The 19,382-nt window shown below is 39.7% G+C and carries 16 protein-coding genes; 9 read left to right on the top strand and 7 right to left on the bottom strand.

Annotated elements, in window-relative coordinates:
- Positions 1-16: 16 nt before the first annotated feature.
- The 5 genes from IGJ39_RS12505 to IGJ39_RS12485 all read left to right on the top strand — a co-directional run bounded on the left by IGJ39_RS12505 (position 17) and on the right by IGJ39_RS12485 (position 5,556).
- Entirely contained in the window at positions 17-1,306 is a 1,290-nt protein-coding gene (locus tag IGJ39_RS12505; RefSeq protein ID WP_438764895.1) for a glycoside hydrolase family 125 protein, read from the top strand.
- Between the two features lie 14 nt (positions 1,307-1,320).
- Positions 1,321-4,002, top strand: a complete 2,682-nt coding sequence (locus IGJ39_RS12500; protein WP_066025649.1) for an alpha-mannosidase — start codon at positions 1,321-1,323, stop codon at positions 4,000-4,002.
- Positions 4,003-4,005: 3 nt separating this feature from the next.
- The gene (locus IGJ39_RS12495; RefSeq protein WP_019723046.1) at positions 4,006-4,878 is read left to right on the top strand and encodes an ROK family protein; all 873 of its coding nucleotides are present in this window, start codon (positions 4,006-4,008) and stop codon (positions 4,876-4,878) included.
- Between the two features lie 185 nt (positions 4,879-5,063).
- Positions 5,064-5,297, top strand: a complete 234-nt coding sequence (relB, locus tag IGJ39_RS12490) for a type II toxin-antitoxin system RelB family antitoxin (protein ID WP_019723047.1) — start codon at positions 5,064-5,066, stop codon at positions 5,295-5,297.
- The gene (locus IGJ39_RS12485) at positions 5,287-5,556 is read left to right on the top strand and encodes a type II toxin-antitoxin system RelE family toxin (protein ID WP_019723048.1); all 270 of its coding nucleotides are present in this window, start codon (positions 5,287-5,289) and stop codon (positions 5,554-5,556) included. Before relB ends, IGJ39_RS12485 begins: the two co-directional genes overlap by 11 nt.
- A 42-nt stretch (positions 5,557-5,598) precedes the next feature.
- Here the strand turns inward: IGJ39_RS12485 and IGJ39_RS12480 are convergent, their stop codons facing one another.
- Both IGJ39_RS12480 and IGJ39_RS12475 read right to left on the bottom strand, forming a co-directional pair.
- Complete coding sequence (locus tag IGJ39_RS12480; protein WP_019723049.1) at positions 5,599-6,060, bottom strand: GyrI-like domain-containing protein; 462 nt, start codon at positions 6,058-6,060, stop codon at positions 5,599-5,601.
- Positions 6,061-6,225: 165 nt separating this feature from the next.
- Positions 6,226-7,080, bottom strand: coding sequence for an RluA family pseudouridine synthase (locus IGJ39_RS12475; protein ID WP_019723050.1), 855 nt, complete (start codon positions 7,078-7,080; stop codon positions 6,226-6,228).
- Positions 7,081-7,289: 209 nt separating this feature from the next.
- On the opposite strand from IGJ39_RS12475, the gene IGJ39_RS12470 reads away from it, so the two are divergent.
- The 3 genes from IGJ39_RS12470 to IGJ39_RS12460 all read left to right on the top strand — a co-directional run bounded on the left by IGJ39_RS12470 (position 7,290) and on the right by IGJ39_RS12460 (position 10,576).
- Positions 7,290-9,464, top strand: coding sequence for a PBP1A family penicillin-binding protein (locus IGJ39_RS12470; protein ID WP_023520466.1), 2,175 nt, complete (start codon positions 7,290-7,292; stop codon positions 9,462-9,464).
- A gap of 67 nt (positions 9,465-9,531) precedes the next feature.
- On the top strand, positions 9,532-9,873 hold the full coding sequence (locus tag IGJ39_RS12465; RefSeq protein WP_010734167.1) for a YlbF family regulator: 342 nt from the start codon (positions 9,532-9,534) through the stop codon (positions 9,871-9,873).
- Positions 9,874-10,045: 172 nt separating this feature from the next.
- Entirely contained in the window at positions 10,046-10,576 is a 531-nt protein-coding gene (locus IGJ39_RS12460) for a hypothetical protein (RefSeq protein WP_066025648.1), read from the top strand.
- Between the two features lie 109 nt (positions 10,577-10,685).
- On the opposite strand, the gene IGJ39_RS12455 is transcribed toward IGJ39_RS12460, so the two are convergent.
- Genes IGJ39_RS12455 through IGJ39_RS12440 form a run of 4 tightly spaced genes read right to left on the bottom strand, consistent with a single transcriptional unit; the run spans position 10,686 to position 15,747 of the window.
- Entirely contained in the window at positions 10,686-11,372 is a 687-nt protein-coding gene (locus IGJ39_RS12455; protein ID WP_438764891.1) for a rhamnogalacturonan acetylesterase, read from the bottom strand.
- A 2-nt stretch (positions 11,373-11,374) separates the two neighbouring features.
- Complete coding sequence (gene uxaC / locus IGJ39_RS12450) at positions 11,375-12,778, bottom strand: glucuronate isomerase (RefSeq protein WP_438764889.1); 1,404 nt, start codon at positions 12,776-12,778, stop codon at positions 11,375-11,377.
- A 45-nt stretch (positions 12,779-12,823) separates the two neighbouring features.
- Positions 12,824-14,329 carry a UxaA family hydrolase gene (locus IGJ39_RS12445; protein ID WP_065095596.1) on the bottom strand — a complete coding sequence of 502 codons (1,506 nt, stop codon included), beginning with the start codon at positions 14,327-14,329 and terminating at the stop codon, positions 12,824-12,826.
- A gap of 5 nt (positions 14,330-14,334) precedes the next feature.
- A complete protein-coding gene (locus tag IGJ39_RS12440; RefSeq protein ID WP_195339505.1) occupies positions 14,335-15,747 on the bottom strand; it encodes a tagaturonate reductase in 1,413 nt (470 codons plus the stop codon).
- Positions 15,748-16,118: 371 nt separating this feature from the next.
- On the opposite strand from IGJ39_RS12440, the gene IGJ39_RS12435 reads away from it, so the two are divergent.
- Entirely contained in the window at positions 16,119-18,308 is a 2,190-nt protein-coding gene (locus IGJ39_RS12435; RefSeq protein WP_195339504.1) for a helix-turn-helix domain-containing protein, read from the top strand.
- Between the two features lie 165 nt (positions 18,309-18,473).
- Here IGJ39_RS12435 and IGJ39_RS12430 read toward each other — a convergent pair whose 3' ends face one another.
- Complete coding sequence (locus IGJ39_RS12430) at positions 18,474-19,346, bottom strand: carbohydrate ABC transporter permease (RefSeq protein WP_023520460.1); 873 nt, start codon at positions 19,344-19,346, stop codon at positions 18,474-18,476.
- Positions 19,347-19,382: the final 36 nt, after the last annotated feature.

Here is a 19,382-nt window from a genome sequence, read left to right as displayed (position 1 = left end):
AGGGAGTTTATATAATATGGCTTATAAAGATATACCTAATTCAGTGAAGCGATTTATGGATGACATCATACAAAAATGTGGAGAAGAGCATGCAGATTGGGCTAAGAATTTTTCTTCGGCCTTTGCGAATACGTTGTTGACCACAGTCAAACGGCAAGAGGATGGGACAACTTTTCTACTCACAGGAGATATCCCTGCAATGTGGTTACGTGATTCCACCGCGCAGGTTCGTCCTTATTTAGTGATTGCGAAAGAGGATGAAGATTTAGCTGACATGATCAGTGGGTTAGTCAAAAAGCAATTTTACTATATCACGATCGATCCATATGCAAATGCGTTCAATGAACAAGCAAATGGCGCAGGGCATCAAACCGATCACACTCAAATGAACGATTGGATCTGGGAAAGAAAATATGAAGTCGATTCTTTATGCTACCCTGTTCAACTAGCTTGTTTACTTTACAAGAATACCGGACGTACAGATCAATTTGACCACTCATTTATTGAGGGGATTCAAAAAATCTTAGAAGTTTTTCAAGTAGAACAAGACCATCGACAATCGCCTTACACCTTTACAAGAGACACCACAAGAAAAGAAGATACGTTAGTCAACGAGGGACGTGGATCGGCGATTGCGCCCACGGGTATGACTTGGTCAGGATTTCGTCCGAGCGATGATGCCTGTCAATATGGCTATCTTGTCCCATCCAATATGTTTGCTGTAGTTATTCTAGGATATGTGGAAGAGATTTTCACCTCAATTCTTGAAGACCAAGAAATCGTTACAAAAGCAAACGACTTAAAAACAGCCATCCAAGAGGGGATTGCCACCTATGGAAAAATCGAAAATCAACAAGGTGAAACGATTTATGCGTATGAAGTAGACGGCTTAGGGAATGCCTCATTAATGGACGATAGCAATGTGCCTAATTTGATTTCAGCACCTTATTTGGGTTATTGCTCCAGTACAGATGAACACTATATAAATACGCGAAACACTTTGTTAAGTAAAGAGAACCCTTACTTTTATGAAGGGAAGTATGCAAAAGGAATTGGTTCTTCGCATACGCCCGAGAATTATATTTGGCCAATCGCCCTAGCGATGGAAGGAATGACGACAGAAGACAAACAAGAAAAAGAACGAATCCTTGATTTACTAGTAGCGACCGATGCAGGGACACACTTGATGCATGAAGGTTTTGATGTGAACAATCCGCAAAACTACACAAGAGAATGGTTTTCTTGGGCAAACATGATGTTTTGTGAATTAGTCATGGATTACTTTGATATCCGAGTGGAAAAATAAGGAGGAGAATAGATATGAAGAAAAAAGTGTATATCATTTCTCATAGCCATTGGGATCGTGAGTGGTACATGGCATATGAGCAACATCACATGCGATTAGTGGAGTTAATGGATGATTTGTTGGAGCTGTTTGAAACTGATCCAGACTTCAACAGCTTTCATTTAGATGGACAGACCATTATTTTAGATGACTATCTACAAGTACGACCTGAAAAAAGAGAAGCAATCCAACAAGCCATCGATGCAGGAAAATTACGGATTGGACCATTTTATATTTTACAGGATGATTTTTTAATTAGCTCAGAGTCAAATGTTCGGAATATGTTGATCGGTATGGAAGAAAGTCGCAAATGGGGAACGCCGGTCATGCTAGGTTATTTCCCTGATACTTTTGGCAATATGGGACAAACGCCACAAATGATGAAGCAAGTAGGACTTGAAGCTGCTGCGTTTGGTCGTGGGGTGAAACCGATAGGCTTTGATAATCAAGTACTAGAAGCTGAGAACTATTCGTCACAATATTCTGAGATGTGGTGGAAAGGCCCTGATCAAACGGAGATCTTTGGGTTATTGTTTGCCAACTGGTACAGTAACGGAAATGAGATTCCAGCTGAGAAAGAAGCTGCGATTCGTTTTTGGGATCAGAAGTTAGCAGATGCCGAGCAATATGCGTCAACCAACCATTTATTGATGATGAATGGAGTGGATCATCAACCTGTACAAAAAGATATATCAAAGGCAATTCAATTAGCCAATGAATTGTATCCTGACTATGAATTTATTCATTCCAATTTTACGGATTATCTAGAAACGGTACAACAGGATCTTCCTCAGGATCTTGGCGCAGTTGAAGGAGAATTGACGAGTCAAGAAACCGATGGCTGGTATACGTTAGCCAATACAGCTTCTGCGAGAGTTTACCTCAAACAGTGGAACACAAAAGTACAACGTCAACTTGAAAATGTCACAGAACCTTTAGCAACGATGGCGTATGAAGTGACAGGAAAGTATCCGCACGATCAATTAGATTACGCTTGGAAAACACTGATGCAAAATCATCCTCATGATAGCATTTGCGGATGCTCAGTTGACTCCGTTCATCGAGAAATGATTCCGCGTTTTGAAAAAGCCAATGAAGTGGGGAGATTTTTAGCACAAGAAGCATTGGATCAACTGGCAACAGCTATTGATACCAGTGGATTTTCGAAGCAAAGCTATCCTTTTGTTATTTTCAATACAGCAGGAATGCCCAAAACAGGGTCAGCCGTAATCACTTTAGAGTTGGAACGAAAACGATTTGCAGAAGGGATTCCAGAGGAGCTATATCAAGAATTGGCGGAACAACCTAAGAAATACTACCATGTTGAAACGTCTGAAAAAAAACAGATCCCAGCTTTGGTTTCTGAAGAAGTTGTATCATTTGGCTATGATTTACCGAAAGATCGCTTTAGAGTGCCATATATGGCAAGATATGTCACGATTGAGCTACCAATTGATGAAATGCCTGCATTTTCATGGGAAACATTCGCTTTAGTTGAAGGAGCAACGGATGAAAAACAAGAGTCGATGATTACTCAAGCAGGACGCTGTATTGAAAATCAATTTGTGCATGTATCCATTGAGAAAAATGGGACATTGACCTTATTGGATAAAACGACCGGGCAAGAATTTGAAGAGTTATTGACATTTGAAGACGTCGGTGACATCGGTAACGAATATATCTTCAAGCAACCAGAGAATGAACAAGCGATTCTTTCAAAAGACCAACCGAGAAGTACTGTTGAGATCATCCAGGATACATCTGAAATCGCTCAAATCAAACTAACTCAAACCATTGACATCCCTATTTCTGCAGATGATCGGTTAGAAAAAGAGCAACAAATGGTACGAGAGTTCCGCTTTAGACAAGCCCAACGCTCAAAAGAAACAAAGCCACTGACAATCACAACACTGATTACGTTGCGTGCAGAGAGCAAAAAGATCGATTTTACAACAACCATCGACAATCAGATGAAAGATCATCGCTTACGTGTCTTATTCCCAACGAAGTTACATGTGGAACAACACGAAGCAGATAGTATTTTTGAAGTCGTAGCTCGTCCAAATCAAGTCTCTGCAAGTTGGGAGAACCCGACCAATCCCCAGCATCAACATGCCTTTGTCCAATTAGGCGATGCAACCCAAGGAATAACGATTGGTAATTTTGGTTTGAATGAATATGAAATCTTGGATGGAAAAACCATTGCGGTGACATTACTGCGTTGCGTCGGTGAGATGGGCGACTGGGGTTATTTCCCGACACCGGAGGCACAGTGTTTAGGTGTTCACCAATTCGATTACAGTTTAGAGGTTCACTCCGGAAAAGATAAATTTGCCACATACAAACATGCTTATGCAGCTCAAATTCCATTTTCGACAAAGCAATTGTCCATTCAAGTAGGCAAACTATCACCGAAAAACCAATATTTATCAATCGAAGGGGAAACGTTTGCAATTACTGCTTTGAAACGAAGCAAACTTAATGATAAACTAGTAGCGAGAGGATTCAATATGTCTAGTCATTTAGAATCGTTGCATTTGACGAAAAATGGCAAAAAAGGCAAACCGTTGAATCTCCTTGAAGAAGAATGTCAAGAGACGATTGACGAAATGCTCCAGCCTTATGAGATTCGGACAGTCGGCTTTGAGGAGGAATAATTGATGTATGGTGGAATAGAAGCAGGTGGAACAAAATTTATTTGTGCAGTATCAGATCAGGGAGAAATCATTGAAAAAATCAGTGTACCGACAACTTTACCAGAGGAAACATTGGCGTTAGTGTTTGATTTCTTTGATCGCTTTGAATTAGAAGCAATTGGAATCGGTTCCTTTGGTCCAATCGGTATTGATCCAACGAATGATCGCTATGGCTATGTCTTAGCTACGCCTAAACAAGGATGGCGAGATTTTGATTTCTTAGGAAGCATCAAACAACGATACGACGTTCCTTTGGCATGGACAACTGACGTCAATGCTGCGGCATATGGTGAATTGTTGAAAGGAGCGGCGCAAGGGAAAAACAGTTGCATCTACTTGACTGTCGGCACAGGCATTGGTGGCGGAGTTGTGTTGAATAGCGATATTCTTTCTGGGAGTGCGCATCCGGAAATGGGACACATCATGGTCAAACGTCATCCAGAAGACGACTACGAAGGAACTTGTCCTTTCCATAAAGACTGTTTAGAAGGATTAGCGGCTGGACCATCGATCGAAGCACGTACAGGAATCAAGGGACAAAATTTACCTGAGGATCATCCTGTCTGGGATATCCAAGCATATTATCTTGCCCAAGCATTAGTCAATTATACGTTGACACTAGCACCAGAAAAAATCATTTTAGGCGGTGGTGTCATGAACCAAGCACACTTACTGCAAAAAGTGAGAGAACAATTTACGACATTGATGGCTAGTTACATGGAAACACCTCCAGTCGAGGAGTATATTGTTCAATGGGGAATGCCAAATGAGAGTGGGATTATCGGAAGCTTACTTTTAGCGGAAAAAGCACATCGAGAAGGAAACGAATTTGCATAAATCTAAGAAGAAAATAGCGACTTTTAATTTTTAGATGGAAACTTGAATAAAAATAGGTATAGAGAACGACTGTCATTATTGGTAGCCGTTCTTTTTTATTCTCTATATCACGTACTAACGTTGTATTGACAAAAAGATGTATTTTTAGTACGATGTTGTTACAAATTAGAGCGGAGGGATAGATTATGGGACAATCCACAATTACATTTAGAATTCCAGATGATGAAAAAGAACTAGTAGCAGAATATGCTAAAGCACATAACTCATCATTGACGGAACTTTACAGGACGTCAGTTCTTGATAAAATCGAAGATGAGATTGATTTAAAATTATTAAAAGATGCAATGGCACTTTCTAAAAAGAAAAAAGAGAAGGGGATTTCTCAGTCTGACATGGAGAAGTTGCTAGATGAAGTATAAAGTTATCTATATGCCTCAAGCGCAGAAGCAGTTAAGAAAGATGGATCGAAATCAGGCAAGAATAATCGTTGCTTGGATTAGAAAAAATTTGGAAGGAACCAGCACCCCTCGTCAACACGGTAAAGGATTGACGGGAAATCGAGGTGGTGAGTGGCGGTACCGCATTGGGAATTATCGCATACTAGCAAATATAATTGACTCTGAAATTATAATTGAAATATTTGCTATTGGTCATAGAAGCATTATTTACAAGAAATAATCGTTGCAAATGAGACTAGTTTGGAGCAACATGAATCCGAACTTAATTGATTGGAAAAACAACTTGTGTCAATAATTGGTCTTCCGGTGTGTCAAGCGGATTACTTAGATAGTAATCATAATAAATGCCCGTACTTTCCAAATGATTTTCTTGGAGATAAACCAGCATTGCCTCGTATGTTGCCTCAAGTGTGGCGTAAGAACCTTGATGTGTGGCGATTACGGCTTTTCCACCGTATGTTTGACTCATATACACCTCATCATTTGCAGAAATCTCCGTATTGATCGGAATCCCTAATTCGATATCAAAGACGGTAAAGTCTTCATTGCTATTCAGGTAAGCGCAGTAGGGGGCGCCAATCAGTTGGGCACCTTGTTCAGCAACAGCGTGCATCAATTTTTCATAGCCAGTATCTATTGTAGCGGTCATGTTCTCCATAGTAACAGCAGTCGCTTTGGTTGCTACAGCAATTTGGGACGAAAGGTTAGTTATTTCAATATTCATATGAATGATCTCCTTGATATTTTTTATATACATACTAATGTAAGTCTGGTATGTATGCGCTTACTGTCAATTCATATTTTTGATAGAAACAGGAAAAAACTGAGAATCGGGATCGTGTTAAGTTCCCAAATCTCAGTTATTTTGTTTATGACTATTTTCAAGTGTTTACCATAATCCCGGCAATGCTCGTGCAATGATTTTTTCTTGTGTAAATGGATGGGGCATATGGAGTTCTAACGCATGGAGCATCAAACGTTTCGCTGACTTCGTTTGATAGAGCGGGTCACCAACAATGGGGTGTCCTTGATTTGCTAAATGTACACGGATTTGGTGGGTTCGTCCTGTATCCAAGACACAATAGACCTTTGTTTTATCTGCCGAAACTTCGGCGACTTGAACATGTGTGATGGCTGGTTGTCCATTTCTTGGATCAACCACTCGTTTGCGACGATCATGACGATCTCTGCCGATTTTGTCTGTGATCGTTACATCTTGAGAAAGTTTACCCCAAACAACAGCTTGATAACGGCGGTAGATTTTTTTCTGTTCCAACATTCTACCTAAAATAGGTAAAATAAAAGGATTTTTAGCAAATAGAACAGCTCCACTCGTTTCCTTGTCTAATCGATGAACGACATATGGACGTTGCTTTTTTTGATCTAAGTAAGCAGCCAGATGATTCAATAACGTATTCGTTTCTGTCGGTTCATTCGGATGCGTTTTGATACCGACTGGTTTGTTGACGATGATCAAGTGCTCATCCTCATACAACACGCTGACTTTTGTTGCTTCCCCCAATTGGATCTCTTGGTAACTATAGTCAGTTTCCTCGAAGTGCAAAGTGATTTGATCTCCAGCTTTTGCTTCGCGATGGAATAAAACAGGTTCGCGATTCAATAAGACGTTTTTACGTATACGTAAAAAGTGTCGGACTTTTCTTGGTACAAGCCACTCATTTTCTAATAATTCTCGAATCGTCATGGTTGGATGAGATTCAGGTAACGTGATTGTGATGTCCACATGCTCACACCTTTCATTAAAATTCAGATTCATTGTAACATTTTTAACAGATATTTAAGAAAAAAATGGAAAAATTCCTTCACTTCATATGCTAAACTATCCACATTGTGAATAAACAAAGCGTACACCTACATCTCAAGCAGGACGTCACGCATAATTAGTTATGTTAAAATGAGAAGAATGAGATCAATAGACAGGAGAAGAAGTGAATGGATTTTCAGAGCATGTTAAGAAGAATAAAAACTGCGCTCATCAGTTTTTGGCGATGGATTAAGCCTTACCTCGGACAATTCCATCGATGGCGTAAGCGCATTTGGAAAAAATATCATATCAACAAGTTGATTTTACTGATCGGACTGATCTTCGTATTGATCACGAGTATTTATCTATTTGTATTAGCAAAACAAGCGAATGTTGAAACACTGAAATCTGGTTTGAGTCAGTCGACCGTGATTTATGATAAAAACAACGAAGAGGCGGGGACGTTGTATGCACAAAAAGGGTCTTATGTGGAGTTAGATGCGATTTCTCCACTGATCCAAGATGCCGTTATCTCGACCGAAGACCGGAATTTTTATCAACATCCTGGTTTTGATATCAAAGGGATTGCCAGAGCAGCAGTAAGGATGATCACATCTGGTGGTACAGGCGGGGGTGGCGGAAGTACCATTACCCAACAGTTAGCCAAAAATGCGTATCTTACACTAGATCAAACGTTTGACAGAAAAGCGAAAGAACTTTTTCTAGCGATTGAGATCGAGAAGAAGTACAGCAAAGAAGAAATTTTAACGATGTATCTGAACAATGCCTATTTTGGTAATGGGGTTTGGGGTGTACAAGATGCATCGAGACGCTATTTTGGAGTGGATGCTAACAATGTCACGCTGTCTGAAGCTGCTACGTTAGCGGGGATGTTGAAGGGTCCTGGTATCTACAACCCAATCGATCATCCAGAAAATGCCAATAATCGGAAAAATACGGTGTTAAGCGTGATGGCAGACAATGGTAAAATCAGTGAAGAACAAGCAACTGCTGAGTCTCAGACGGACATCACACACTATTTGAATGATACGTATACTGGTTCGGAGTCTGGTTATCGTTATCCTTATTATTTTGATGCAGTGATTGATGAAGCTGTTAGTGAATATGGCTTAGATGAAGCAGATGTCATGAACAAAGGCTATAAAATCTATACGTCATTGAATCAGAATTATCAGCAACAACTAGAAGCGACTTATCAAAATGATGCGTTATTCCCTCCAAATGCGACAGATGGTGCCATGGTCCAATCAGGTTCAGTTGCACTAGATCCGAAAACAGGAGGGGTTGCAGCGCTCGTTGGTCGACGTGGGGAACATGTCTTTAGAGGATTCAATTTTGCAACGCAGATGAAACGTTCGCCTGGTTCATCAATCAAACCACTCAGTGTGTTTGCACCTGCGTTAGAAGCTGGCTATACACCGTCAAGTATTCTTGAAGATAAACCACAATCTTATTATGATGCACACAACTTTGATGGGACCTATCAAGGGGAAGTACCGATGTATCAAGCAGTTGCTCAAAGCTTGAATTTACCAGCTGTGTGGTTACTTCATGAGATCGGTCTTCAAAAAGGCTTTGATAAGACAAAAGAATTTGGCTTACCTTTAGCTGATTCAGACAAGTATTATGGGTTAGCGTTAGGTGGTTTGAAAAATGGGGTATCTCCTATGACTATGGCGGGGGCTTATGGTTCATTTGCCAATAATGGGAAGATGTATACACCGCATTTGATCACCAAGATCGTTGACTCTACTGGAGCAGTCATCGTTGATAATACCAACAGTAAACCAAAGCAGGTCATTTCCGAAGAAACGGCGAATCAAATGACCAGCATGTTACTAGGTACGTTCTCTAATGGAACGGGTGTTGCAGCGAATCCATATGGTTATACGGTGGCAGGGAAAACAGGAACGACAGAAACGAATTTTGATGCTACAAAAGCGAATGACCAATGGATCGTTGGATATACCCCAGACGTAGTCATATCTACTTGGTTGGGATTTGAAGAAACGAGTGAACTTCACTATTTAGAAGGTACAAGTGGCAATGTGGTGGGGAAAGTCTTCAAATCAGCAGCAGAAGGCATCTTGCCTTACACCGAGCAAACAAGATTCAACGTTGCGGATGCCTATGCTACCGGCGGTCAAGTCGTCCCAGCAGATCAAGTACCAGATAATTCACAAACAAATGAAGAGAATCAGGGGAACTGGCAAGACAATTTAGATCGTTATGGCGAACAAGCAAAAGATGGCCTAAGGAATTTTGGCGATATGCTGAGAGAAGGCGTACAAGGTATCGGTGATGCAACACGAGATCTATGGCGTCGATTCCAAGGAGAGTAGGCACTTTGAAAACAAATCACCTCATGTTACAATAGAGTTTATTAAATAGAAGAAAAGAGGCCGTCGTATGTCAAATATTTATGATAGTGCAAATCAAATCGAACGTGAGATTCGTGAACTAAAAGAATTCAAAGAGCTAGAAGAAGCTTATGCAAAAGTAAAAGCAAATGAAGAAGCACACCAACTGTTCAAAGATTTCCAAGCGATGCAGATCGAATTACAAGAAAAACAAATGAGCGGACAAGAATTCAGCGATGAAGATGCTGCCAGAGCGCAAGAAATGGCAATGAAAATCCAAACAGAAGAAGTCATCAATGACTTGATGCAAAAAGAACAAGGGTTCAGCACGATCATCAACGATTTAAACCGTATCATCATGACACCAGTACGCGACTTGTACAGCGAATAGTCACCAACAAAATAACTTTCTGGCATGAAATCTCTAAAGGATTTCATGCCAGTTTTTTTATGAAAAACAATTTTTTCTTTCAGAAGAAAAAGTGATGGACAGGCAAGGATCATCCTTTGTTATCATTAAGTTGCAGAAAGACACCGATAAACAAACGAGAGGATGTGAACCTATGCGAAAAAAAATGACGATCGAAATTACCGCACCTATTAAAGAATTGAATGTTACGAAACCTTTTGACTTAGCCCTTTTCAATCAATTTATCCTACATAAACGAACAAAAGAGTTACTACAGACACTAAAAAAATTGAAACATCAGCTTGTCGAAGATTCATGGGCCTATGATAAAAATTTTCGTTGGGTATCCACAAAAACGCATTTCGAGCATTATCAAAACAGTTTGATCTGGGCAGAAAAACTGGATCGAGTCATATATCAGCGGTTAACAGAAAAACAAAAGAATCACACGCCTTTTGCTCTTCTTTCATTTATGGTAACTCATCGCTATATTCACGAATATGCACGTTATACAGTGAAAGACCAACGAATGATCTTCCAAGAAATCCGCCAAAGTCCACAAGTAGAAAACAAAGATCTTTTTATGTTTGAAAAATTAAAAGAGGGCGTCAGTTTGGCAATTACGGCTAGAAGACCTTCATTAGCGGAAAAACAAAAGAATAATGATCGAACACAAAGCCTTTGATCGTATCATTGAGTCCTAATTTAATAGACAAAGCAAAAACTTAAAGCATATTGTATGCTTTAAGTTTTTGCTTTGTCTGGGTAAAATTGTAAATCCTTTGAATCAAGTTTTAGATATGAGGAGCATCAAGATAATTTACTAATGGAAGATCAGTTTCTTTTAGTAGTTCAACGACGAGTTGAGCGACTAAAGCAGCGCCTTCTGGACTAAAATGAGTGTTGTCACAAAGGCCTGAGGGATAATTTTCATAAGTATCCACTGGTAAATGCAAGTAGAATTTTTTTGTTTCTTCTTGCGTATACTGTTGAAGAGTTGCTTGTGAACGAGTGAAAACATCCAAAATGGGGTAGTTATTTTTTTCTGCGAATTGCCTCATTGCTTTTGGATATTCTCCTAAGCAATGAGGATCTAATTGCCCATTTTTCAAGTAAAGGCGTCGTGTGACAGGGGTCAAGAAAATTGGCTGTACATTTGAGGATAAGGCTGTTTGTGCATAGATAGCAAGTGCATCTATATACCCACCATATGGTTCTGTTCCTTTTGCTTCAGTGATTTTTTGGTCGTTGTGGCCAAACTGGATCAGCAAAAAGTCCCCCGCTTGAAATTCTTCTTTCAAGCGAGTGAATCGTCCTTCTTCAATGAATGATTTTGAACTACGGCCATTTTTTGCTTGATTGTTTATCCGAATCTTAGGCTGGAAGTATTTACCAAGAACTTCTCCCCAGCCGGTTTCTGGTCGAGCAGTCATGTTTTTGATCGAAGCAGTGGAGTCGCCTGCGATATGGATCGTTTGCATAGTCATTCTTCTTCCTCAAAAAAACCGAAATAGTTTCGCGCATTTGTATAACAGATATCTTCCACTAAGGTTCCTAAAAGATGGATGTCTTCGGGCGCTTCACCTCGTTCCACGATTTCACCGATCAGCTCACAGAGAACACGTCGGAAATACTCGTGTCGTGTATAAGAGAGAAAGCTGCGAGAATCCGTCAACATACCGACGAAATTTCCTAAAACACCGCCATCAGCAAGTTGTGTCATCTGTTCACGCATGCCTGCTCGGGTATCGTTATACCACCAACCAGAACCGAGTTGAAGTTTTCCGGCGGTTTCCTTTTGAAAGCAACCCATCAGAGCAAGAAGTAAGGGATAATCATTTGGATTGAGTGAATAAAGGATCGTCTTTGGTAATTGATTGGTTTGATCGGCATGATCGAGTAACTTTTGCAGGTGGTTGGTTAGTGGTTGGTCGTTGATCCCGTCATAACCAGTATCTGGCCCTAAGCGTGTGAATGCTTGGGTATTGCAGTTACGATAAGCATGGAGATGCAACTGCATCGTCCAACCATGCGCATGATACAAAGTGATCAGCCGGTTAAGTGTTTCCGTTCGATAAGCATCAATTTCTGTTTGTGTCAGTGTTTCTTTCGTCAATGCTTTCTGGAAAATCTGTTCAAGCTCATTTTCCGAAGCTGTATGATAGGACAAGCGATCTAACCCATGATCCGATAGGCGACAGCCATGCTGATGGAAATAGTCGATCCTTTGACTCAATGCGGTGATCAAAGAAGTGTAATCAGCGATTGGTTTGCCAATTACGTGAGACAATTTTGACAACCATTCAGAAAATCCCTCGTGGGTGAGATTTAACGCAGCATCGGGACGGAATGCTGGTAATACTTTGAGATCAGGTTCTTCTTTTGCCAATAATTCGTGATAAACTAATTCGTCGATGGGGTCATCTGTTGTGCAAATGACAGTCACCTTCGCATTTTTCGCCATCTCTCGTCGCCGAAACGCTGGTTCAGCTAAACGTTTATTTGCTTGTTTCCAAATGTTAAGGGCGTTTTCTTCATTGATCAGTAAATCGATTTGGAAGAAACGTTTCAATTCAAGATGTGTCCAAGTATACAAAGGATTGCCTATGATTTTCGGCACCGTTTGACACCAAGCATAAAATTTTTCGTAATCTGAGGCGTGACCAGTGATTTTTTCTTCAGGAACCCCGCAAGCTCGCATCAAACGCCATTTGTAATGATCGCCACTCAACCAGGCTTCTGTCAAATTAGTGAAAGATTTGTTCTCATAAATTTCTTTTGGTGATAGATGACAGTGATAGTCGATGATCGGCATTTTTTCAGCAGATGAATGGTACAGTTTTTTTGACCATTGATTGGTTAATAAAAAATCATCAGATAAAAACATTTACTTCACTTCTTTCAATTTCAGATTAGGTAGTGATAAGAAAAATCAAAGTGTGACACCATTTTTAAAAATAGCTAGTTCTCTTACGTCGTTGGCTTCATTTTTTGTCTCTTCTCCGCTCGCAACACGGATGATCTTATCGATAAATAAAGGTAAGACCTCTGCCATGGATTGAGTCAATAATTCACCAGCATCAAAGTCCATCCAATGTTGTTTTCGTTCGAATAAAGGTGTGTTGGTTGATACTTTCAGCGTGGGAACGTAAGAACCAAAAGGTGTTCCTCTGCCTGTGGTGAACAAGACGAGTTGACAATCAGCAGAAGCTAACGCAGATGCGGCAACAAGGTCATTACCGGGTGCCTCCAGTAAACTCAGCCCAGTTTTACGTACTTTCTCACCATAGGCTAACACATCGACTACCGTTGAATTTCCTGCTTTTTGGGTGCAACCAAGTGACTTGTCTTCTAAGGTAGAGATACCGCCTGCTTTGTTTCCAGGAGAAGGATTTTCATAGACTGGTTCATTATAAGAGAGAAAATATTGTTTGAAATCATTGATCAAACGAACGATCGATTCAAAGACTTCTTGATTTTCTGCTCGTGCCATCAGTACTTGTTCGGCACCAAACATTTCAGGCACTTCCGTCAAGATCGTGCTACCTCCTTGTGAAATCAAATAGTCAGAAAAGGCACCTAGCAATGGATTGGCAGTAATCCCTGACAATCCATCCGAACCACCACATTTCAAACCGATCGTTAGTTTATCCAGAGGAACAGGAACACGGAAATCTCTTCGTGCGATTTCTGCTAATTCTTCAAGTAATGATACGCCATGTGCTATTTCATCAGTGACATCTTGGGCAGTTAAAAATTTTACTCGTTGTTTGTTATATTTATTTAAACTAGCTTTTAATTCTTGTATCGTATTATTTTCACAACCTAATCCAAATACAAGCACACCGCCAGCATTCGGGTGATGGATGGCATCAGCTAAGATCTTTTTCGTATTCTCATGGTCCTTACCTAGTTGAGAACAACCATAAGGATGTTTTAAAATCGTAAGATGATCGAAAGGATTGTCATCTGCATGTCGTTTTTTAAACTCTTGGATGATCAATTCAGCAATTCCATTGACACAGCCAACGGTTGGAACGATAAAGAGATCATTGCGAATCCCAGCTTGTCCGTCTTCACGAAGATAACCTTGAAAAGTGCGATTTTCTTGTGGATAGACGATGGGGCGTGATTTTGGTAGGTATTGGTAGCTTTCCTCACCAGAAAGATTTGTTTTGATATTATGCGTATGTATCCATTGCCCCGCTTTGACATCTGTCAAGAGATGACCAATCGGATAGCCATACTTGATCACATCAGCCCCTGCGCTCAAATCAGACAAAGCAATTTTATGGCCTAAGGGGATTTCTTCAAAGGTAGTCAACGTAACATCATCGAAGCGAAGTGTTGTATTCGTTGGAATCGTGGTAGTAGCTACGACAACGCTGTCCTGTGGGTGTAATTGGATGATTCGAGTGGAGAAATCTGGATCAGTCATTTTTTTCATCCTTTCAATTCATGTAATACGTTACGAATGCCTTTTTGATCGATCTCTGTCACGTAATGTGAAACTGTTTCTGTTAAATCAGGAAGTACGGATAGATCTTCGCCCCAAAGCGTTGGATTTTTCAATAGTTGAAGGACAGCAGTCTCTGGCTCAGCCCAAGCTTCAGCGAAACTAGCGAGTACCATAGGGTCATCGTTTACCTGAATTTTCGAATGATCGGAACGATAAAGCAAGATCAAGGCAGCAAATGAGACAGTCAGATAGGAAGGGAGCGCTTCCCTTTTTTCAATGTATTTTTTTAGAATAGGTAGTAATCGTGTTTGAAATTTGGCAACACTGTTCAAAGCAATCGCATGTAATTGATGATGTGCAAAAGGATTTAAGAACCGTTCGTTGATTTGTCTAGCGTACGCCAGCAATTCTTCTTCGGGTAAGCGTAACATTGGGATCAATTCACTAGTCACTAATGTGTTGATGTAATCGGATAGCAGAGGATCTTTCATGACTTCTTCGACTGTTGAGACGTTTGACAGTAGACCAATCGGCACCATTGCAGTATGAGGACCGTTGAGTAGATGGACTTTCCGCTCACGATAAGGCGTCAAATCATCAGTCAAAACAACATTCAGACCTGCTTTTTTCAATGGTAAGCGTTCATTCAATTCCTCTGGTGCTTCGATCACCCACAACATAAATGGTTCAGCTTTGACCAACAGTTGATCGTCATATCCCAATCGTTGGTGCAATTCATCGATTTCATCTCTCGGGAATCCAGGAACGATCCGATCCACCAAACTGCAATAAAAATGATTTTCTTGGTGTAGCCAATCGACAAATTCTGTTTCAAGCTGCCAATTTTTTGCATACTTTAAAACGAATTTTTTTAAAAGCTCTGCATTGCGATCAATCAATTCGCATGGGATGATCGTAAGTCCGTTTTTATTCATTTTGAATCGATGATACAAAAAGGCAGTCAATTTTGCGGGGAAGCTTGTTGGAGGGATATCATTTCGAGTATCGGCTTCATGATAACTAATACCAGCTTCTGTCGTATTAGAAAAAACAAAGGCTAATTCATCGATTTCTGCCAATGCGAGGAATTCTTGCCATTGCTCGTAAGGGTTGAGCGTACGGTCGATCACAGTGATTGGTTCTGTCGTATCAATGACTTTGCCATCAATTAACCCTTGAAGTAGAACCGTATAGAGCTGATCTTGTTCAGCCAGCTTGTCACTTAAGCCGTGAGCTAGTGGCTGGACGATTGCAACATTTCCTTGATAGAGTCCTTGATTGTTTAACTGCTGAAGTTGCCAATCAACGAATCCTCTCATAAAATTTCCTTCACCAAACTGTAGACAAGTAATTGCAGCTTGGTTTTTAGGGTATTGCTTTTTAGTTAATCTTTCCATCGAATGATTTCCTTTCTGTGAGACAAAAATTTTATGATAAAAATCTCTGGAACGAAACGAGAATTATCAATATTTGTTATTTTTATGACGGTTTCATGCTTCTTTTTGACAGATTTGATGTTTTTTTTATAGATAAATCTATTTTTGATTTTCATGCTAGGTTCATTTTTTTTGGTAGCGCATTCATCGTAATATGAATGAAAGGTTTAGTCAATATAGCTTGCTATCGTTAGGTTTTGCTCTTTCAAAAAAACTTATGTTTTTAAATAGTAGTATGTTAATCTGAAAGAGTGAAGATACTCATTGCTTTAGAAGATAATCAATTTTACATAAAATGTAAGCCTTTTAATTCTGGAAGGGGAGAAAGCTAAATGAGGAACAAAATGTTGTTTTATCAAATGTTTATGCCGCTTTTTATTATCGGTGTGGTACTGGTCGTTGGCTTTAGTCTGTTTATCTATACCAACACCTATGAATCGATTGAAGAGAACTACTTATTAGATAAACAAAATCTATTGAAACAAATCAAAACAAATGTAGAATGGAAGTTTCGGACGATTGAATACTCTTTCGCTACATACGGCTCCACTAAAAACTTCTCCGAAATATTTCAATCTCCTTTGAATCATACCGACTACACTATTTATTCCGAAGTACGAAAAGAACTTAATTTTATTGAAACGATCGCAATGGAGGAAAATGCGTTCAAGTTAGTCAGCCTAGAAGGCGGTTGGGGTGTCGTGAATGGGTCGCTGAATCAACTATCACCACAAGAAGTGACTGATTTAAAAGCCCAGTACGTCCATCAGGATCAACAAGTTTTTTGGACGAAACAACCAGATGGAATTGAAATGGTTGTTGCATTACCTAAAGCAGTCAGTGAAAAGTATGCGCTAGGTTTTGCTTCGATCGACCATCAGGCACTGAAACGAATCATTGAACGAAGCAATGAAGACCGCTTAACAATCTATTATGGAGCAGAGATACTTTTTACTGATGCTGAATCATCAAGAGAAGGGATGATACCAGTCCAAAATATCGAAGCGAATGTACCAACAGTGGTTCAAAGAAATGGTCGGAATTTCATCTTGCTCCAATCTGATTACAATCAATGGCAGTATCAATTAGAGATCGATCCTGCAACTATAGGTACGACTGTCCGAAACTTGCAAATCGGATTAGCTACTGTATCCTTTACTTTGATCATTTTAGTAGGGGGCTTGTCCTATATCTTTTCTGAACGATATGTTCGTCCTATCAGCCAGATTCAAGACCGACTGAATCTTCATTCGGAAGGCTTATCTGGAAAGAAACTAGAGAACGTTGTCCAGTCAGTGAGCCAAGTAATTGGTGAAAATGAACTATTGAGTGCAAATTTGATTACTCAAAAACCACAACTAGAAACATTATTTGTCTTGAGTCTCTTTAGAAATCGTGTGGAAAAACGGGAGTTGGATCAACGGTTACGGCAGTTCAACTACGACTCGCAAAATGAATGTTACTATACAGCAATCGTGCAGATCGATCTTTTAGAAGACAGTCATGGAGGAGAACGAGATTTACTGCTATTGGCTATCAACCAAATGATTGCTGAGATCGTTCCTAAAGAAGAACGAATGATTCCTATCGTGCTAAACGAAGAAATGCAAGCAACGATTTATCGAATTACTAAAGAAGAAGCATTCGCGAATAAAAAAGTAATGGATCACTGTCGTCAGATCCAAAAAATGATTCAAGAATATCTCAAATTGACTGTTAGCATTGGGATCAGTGAATGTTTTACTACGCTCAATGACAGTAAGCAATCTGTCGACCAAGCGAAAGAAGCCTTATACCATCGGGTAAATACTGGACCAAATTCAATTGTGTTCTACCATGAAATCATCTCAGAGCAGCAGGAGAAGACATTGATCAAATATCCGATGGAACAACAAAATCGTTTATTTGAAGCCATCCGTTCAGGAGACGAACACGTCAGTCACCTTCTTCACGAATTGATCATTGAGATGTTCACTCAAAATAAAAATCGATTGAATCGTGAAGTTGTCGCTATTCGGTTAGTCAATGAATTTGTTCAGTTGGGACAACTATTGGGTGTGAATATTACGCAGTTTGAAGAATTGAAGCAAATATATGTTAAGGTGTTACATACTTATCATTCTCAAGAACTTGAACAATTGCTGTTAGAACAATTTGTTCAACCAATCACAAAAAGCGCTCAAGAAATCACGGAGCAAGAGTTTAAATCGTTATCAGAAAAAATGATCCATATCATCTATAGCGAATACGATCGTGATCTATCACTAGACATGGTGGCAGACCGCCTGCACTATAATCCTAACTATTTGAGTAACGTGTTCAAAAAAGAAACCGGTGAAAACTTTGGAGATTTCATTCAGAACTATCGCTTAGAGATCGCTAAGAAATGGTTGACAGAAACGACGTTATCCGTGAAAGAAATTGCAGAAAGACTCAAATATCGTAACTCACAAAACTTTATTCGCTTTTTCAAAAAGAAAGAATCCGTCACTCCTGGTGAGTACCGTAAGAAAAACCGTTGAGGACAACTTAGTGAACGCCGATCATTAAAGTCCTACATAAGTTACTTAGGAAAAATAGTTGTTTCGATTGCGAGAAATAGCACGATCTTTGAAAAATGAATTTTTCTTAGATCGTGCTATTTAAATGAATAATTATTTTTACGCGTATCTTTAAGTGTGAAAGGGTCAACCTTTGACAGAGCCGACCAATGCCCCTTTCACAAAGTACTTTTGAACAAACGGATAAGCAACCAACATTGGCACTGTAGCAATTACAATGACGGCCATTTTGATCGTCTGTGCCGGCGGGATGATATCGACAGCACTACTTTCTGCTTGCATCCCACTTGACACGATCACGATTTGACGTAACAAGATTTGGATCGGCCATTTTGAGGAATCGTTAATGTATAAAATCGCCGTCATATAAGTATTCCAATAGGTCACAGCATAAAAAAGTGAAATCGTCGCGATAGAAGGTAAAGCAAGAGGCAACATAATTTTGAAAAAGACCCCAAAATCAGTACAGCCATCCATTTTGGCAGATTCTTCTAAACTATTAGGTAAAGCTTGAAAAAAGTTACGCATGATGATCATGTTCATGGCGTTGACAGTTACAGGTAGGATCATCGACCAGTACGAATTGATCAACCCCAAAGAGCGCACCACTAAGAATGTCGGGATCATTCCACCACTAAAGAGCATGGAGAAGACAACCATAAAGTTAAAAAAGCCTCGCCCAAAAAGATATTTACGTGATAATCCATAGGCCATCAATGAAGTCACGCACATGCTGACGACTGTCCCAAGCCCAGTAACACCAATAGAAACAGCTAAAGCTCGAAAAATCGTTGGTGTAGATAAGATGTAACGATAGGCATCTAAAGAAAACGTAGTCGGGAAAAGGATGAATTTTTTTGCTACGACTTCTTGTGTAGAAGCAAATGAAGTGGCGATGATATTTAAAAACGGTACGATACAGATCAAAGCTAATAATAGTAGAAAAATGGAATTAAAAATCGTAAAGCTTTTTTCTCCAAGCGAAACCTTTTTTTTCATTTAGAGAGAACCCTCCTTTAAACCATAAGTATTTTT

This window comes from Enterococcus sp. AZ140, assembly GCF_051714405.1.
GTDB lineage: Bacteria > Bacillota > Bacilli > Lactobacillales > Enterococcaceae > Enterococcus_B > Enterococcus_B pernyi.
This window is presented reverse-complemented; position numbering and strand designations above follow the sequence as displayed.

What these genes read in the sequence shown, in the direction of transcription:
- IGJ39_RS12485 (WP_019723048.1), top strand. Translation starts at nt 5,287, where the DNA reads ATGAAGTATAAAGTTATCTATATGCCTCAAGCGCAGAAGCAGTTAAGA.
- IGJ39_RS12445 (WP_065095596.1), bottom strand. Translation starts at nt 14,329, where the DNA reads ATGACTGATCCAGATTTCTCCACTCGAATCATCCAATTACACCCACAG.
- IGJ39_RS12480 (WP_019723049.1), bottom strand. Translation starts at nt 6,060, where the DNA reads ATGAATATTGAAATAACTAACCTTTCGTCCCAAATTGCTGTAGCAACC.
- IGJ39_RS12430 (WP_023520460.1), bottom strand. Translation starts at nt 19,346, where the DNA reads ATGAAAAAAAAGGTTTCGCTTGGAGAAAAAAGCTTTACGATTTTTAAT.
- IGJ39_RS12460 (WP_066025648.1), top strand. Translation starts at nt 10,046, where the DNA reads ATGCGAAAAAAAATGACGATCGAAATTACCGCACCTATTAAAGAATTG.
- IGJ39_RS12495 (WP_019723046.1), top strand. Translation starts at nt 4,006, where the DNA reads ATGTATGGTGGAATAGAAGCAGGTGGAACAAAATTTATTTGTGCAGTA.
- IGJ39_RS12440 (WP_195339505.1), bottom strand. Translation starts at nt 15,747, where the DNA reads ATGGAAAGATTAACTAAAAAGCAATACCCTAAAAACCAAGCTGCAATT.
- relB (WP_019723047.1), top strand. Translation starts at nt 5,064, where the DNA reads ATGGGACAATCCACAATTACATTTAGAATTCCAGATGATGAAAAAGAA.
- IGJ39_RS12470 (WP_023520466.1), top strand. Translation starts at nt 7,290, where the DNA reads ATGGATTTTCAGAGCATGTTAAGAAGAATAAAAACTGCGCTCATCAGT.
- IGJ39_RS12500 (WP_066025649.1), top strand. Translation starts at nt 1,321, where the DNA reads ATGAAGAAAAAAGTGTATATCATTTCTCATAGCCATTGGGATCGTGAG.
- IGJ39_RS12435 (WP_195339504.1), top strand. Translation starts at nt 16,119, where the DNA reads ATGAGGAACAAAATGTTGTTTTATCAAATGTTTATGCCGCTTTTTATT.
- uxaC (WP_438764889.1), bottom strand. Translation starts at nt 12,778, where the DNA reads ATGTTTTTATCTGATGATTTTTTATTAACCAATCAATGGTCAAAAAAA.
- IGJ39_RS12465 (WP_010734167.1), top strand. Translation starts at nt 9,532, where the DNA reads ATGTCAAATATTTATGATAGTGCAAATCAAATCGAACGTGAGATTCGT.
- IGJ39_RS12455 (WP_438764891.1), bottom strand. Translation starts at nt 11,372, where the DNA reads ATGCAAACGATCCATATCGCAGGCGACTCCACTGCTTCGATCAAAAAC.
- IGJ39_RS12505 (WP_438764895.1), top strand. Translation starts at nt 17, where the DNA reads ATGGCTTATAAAGATATACCTAATTCAGTGAAGCGATTTATGGATGAC.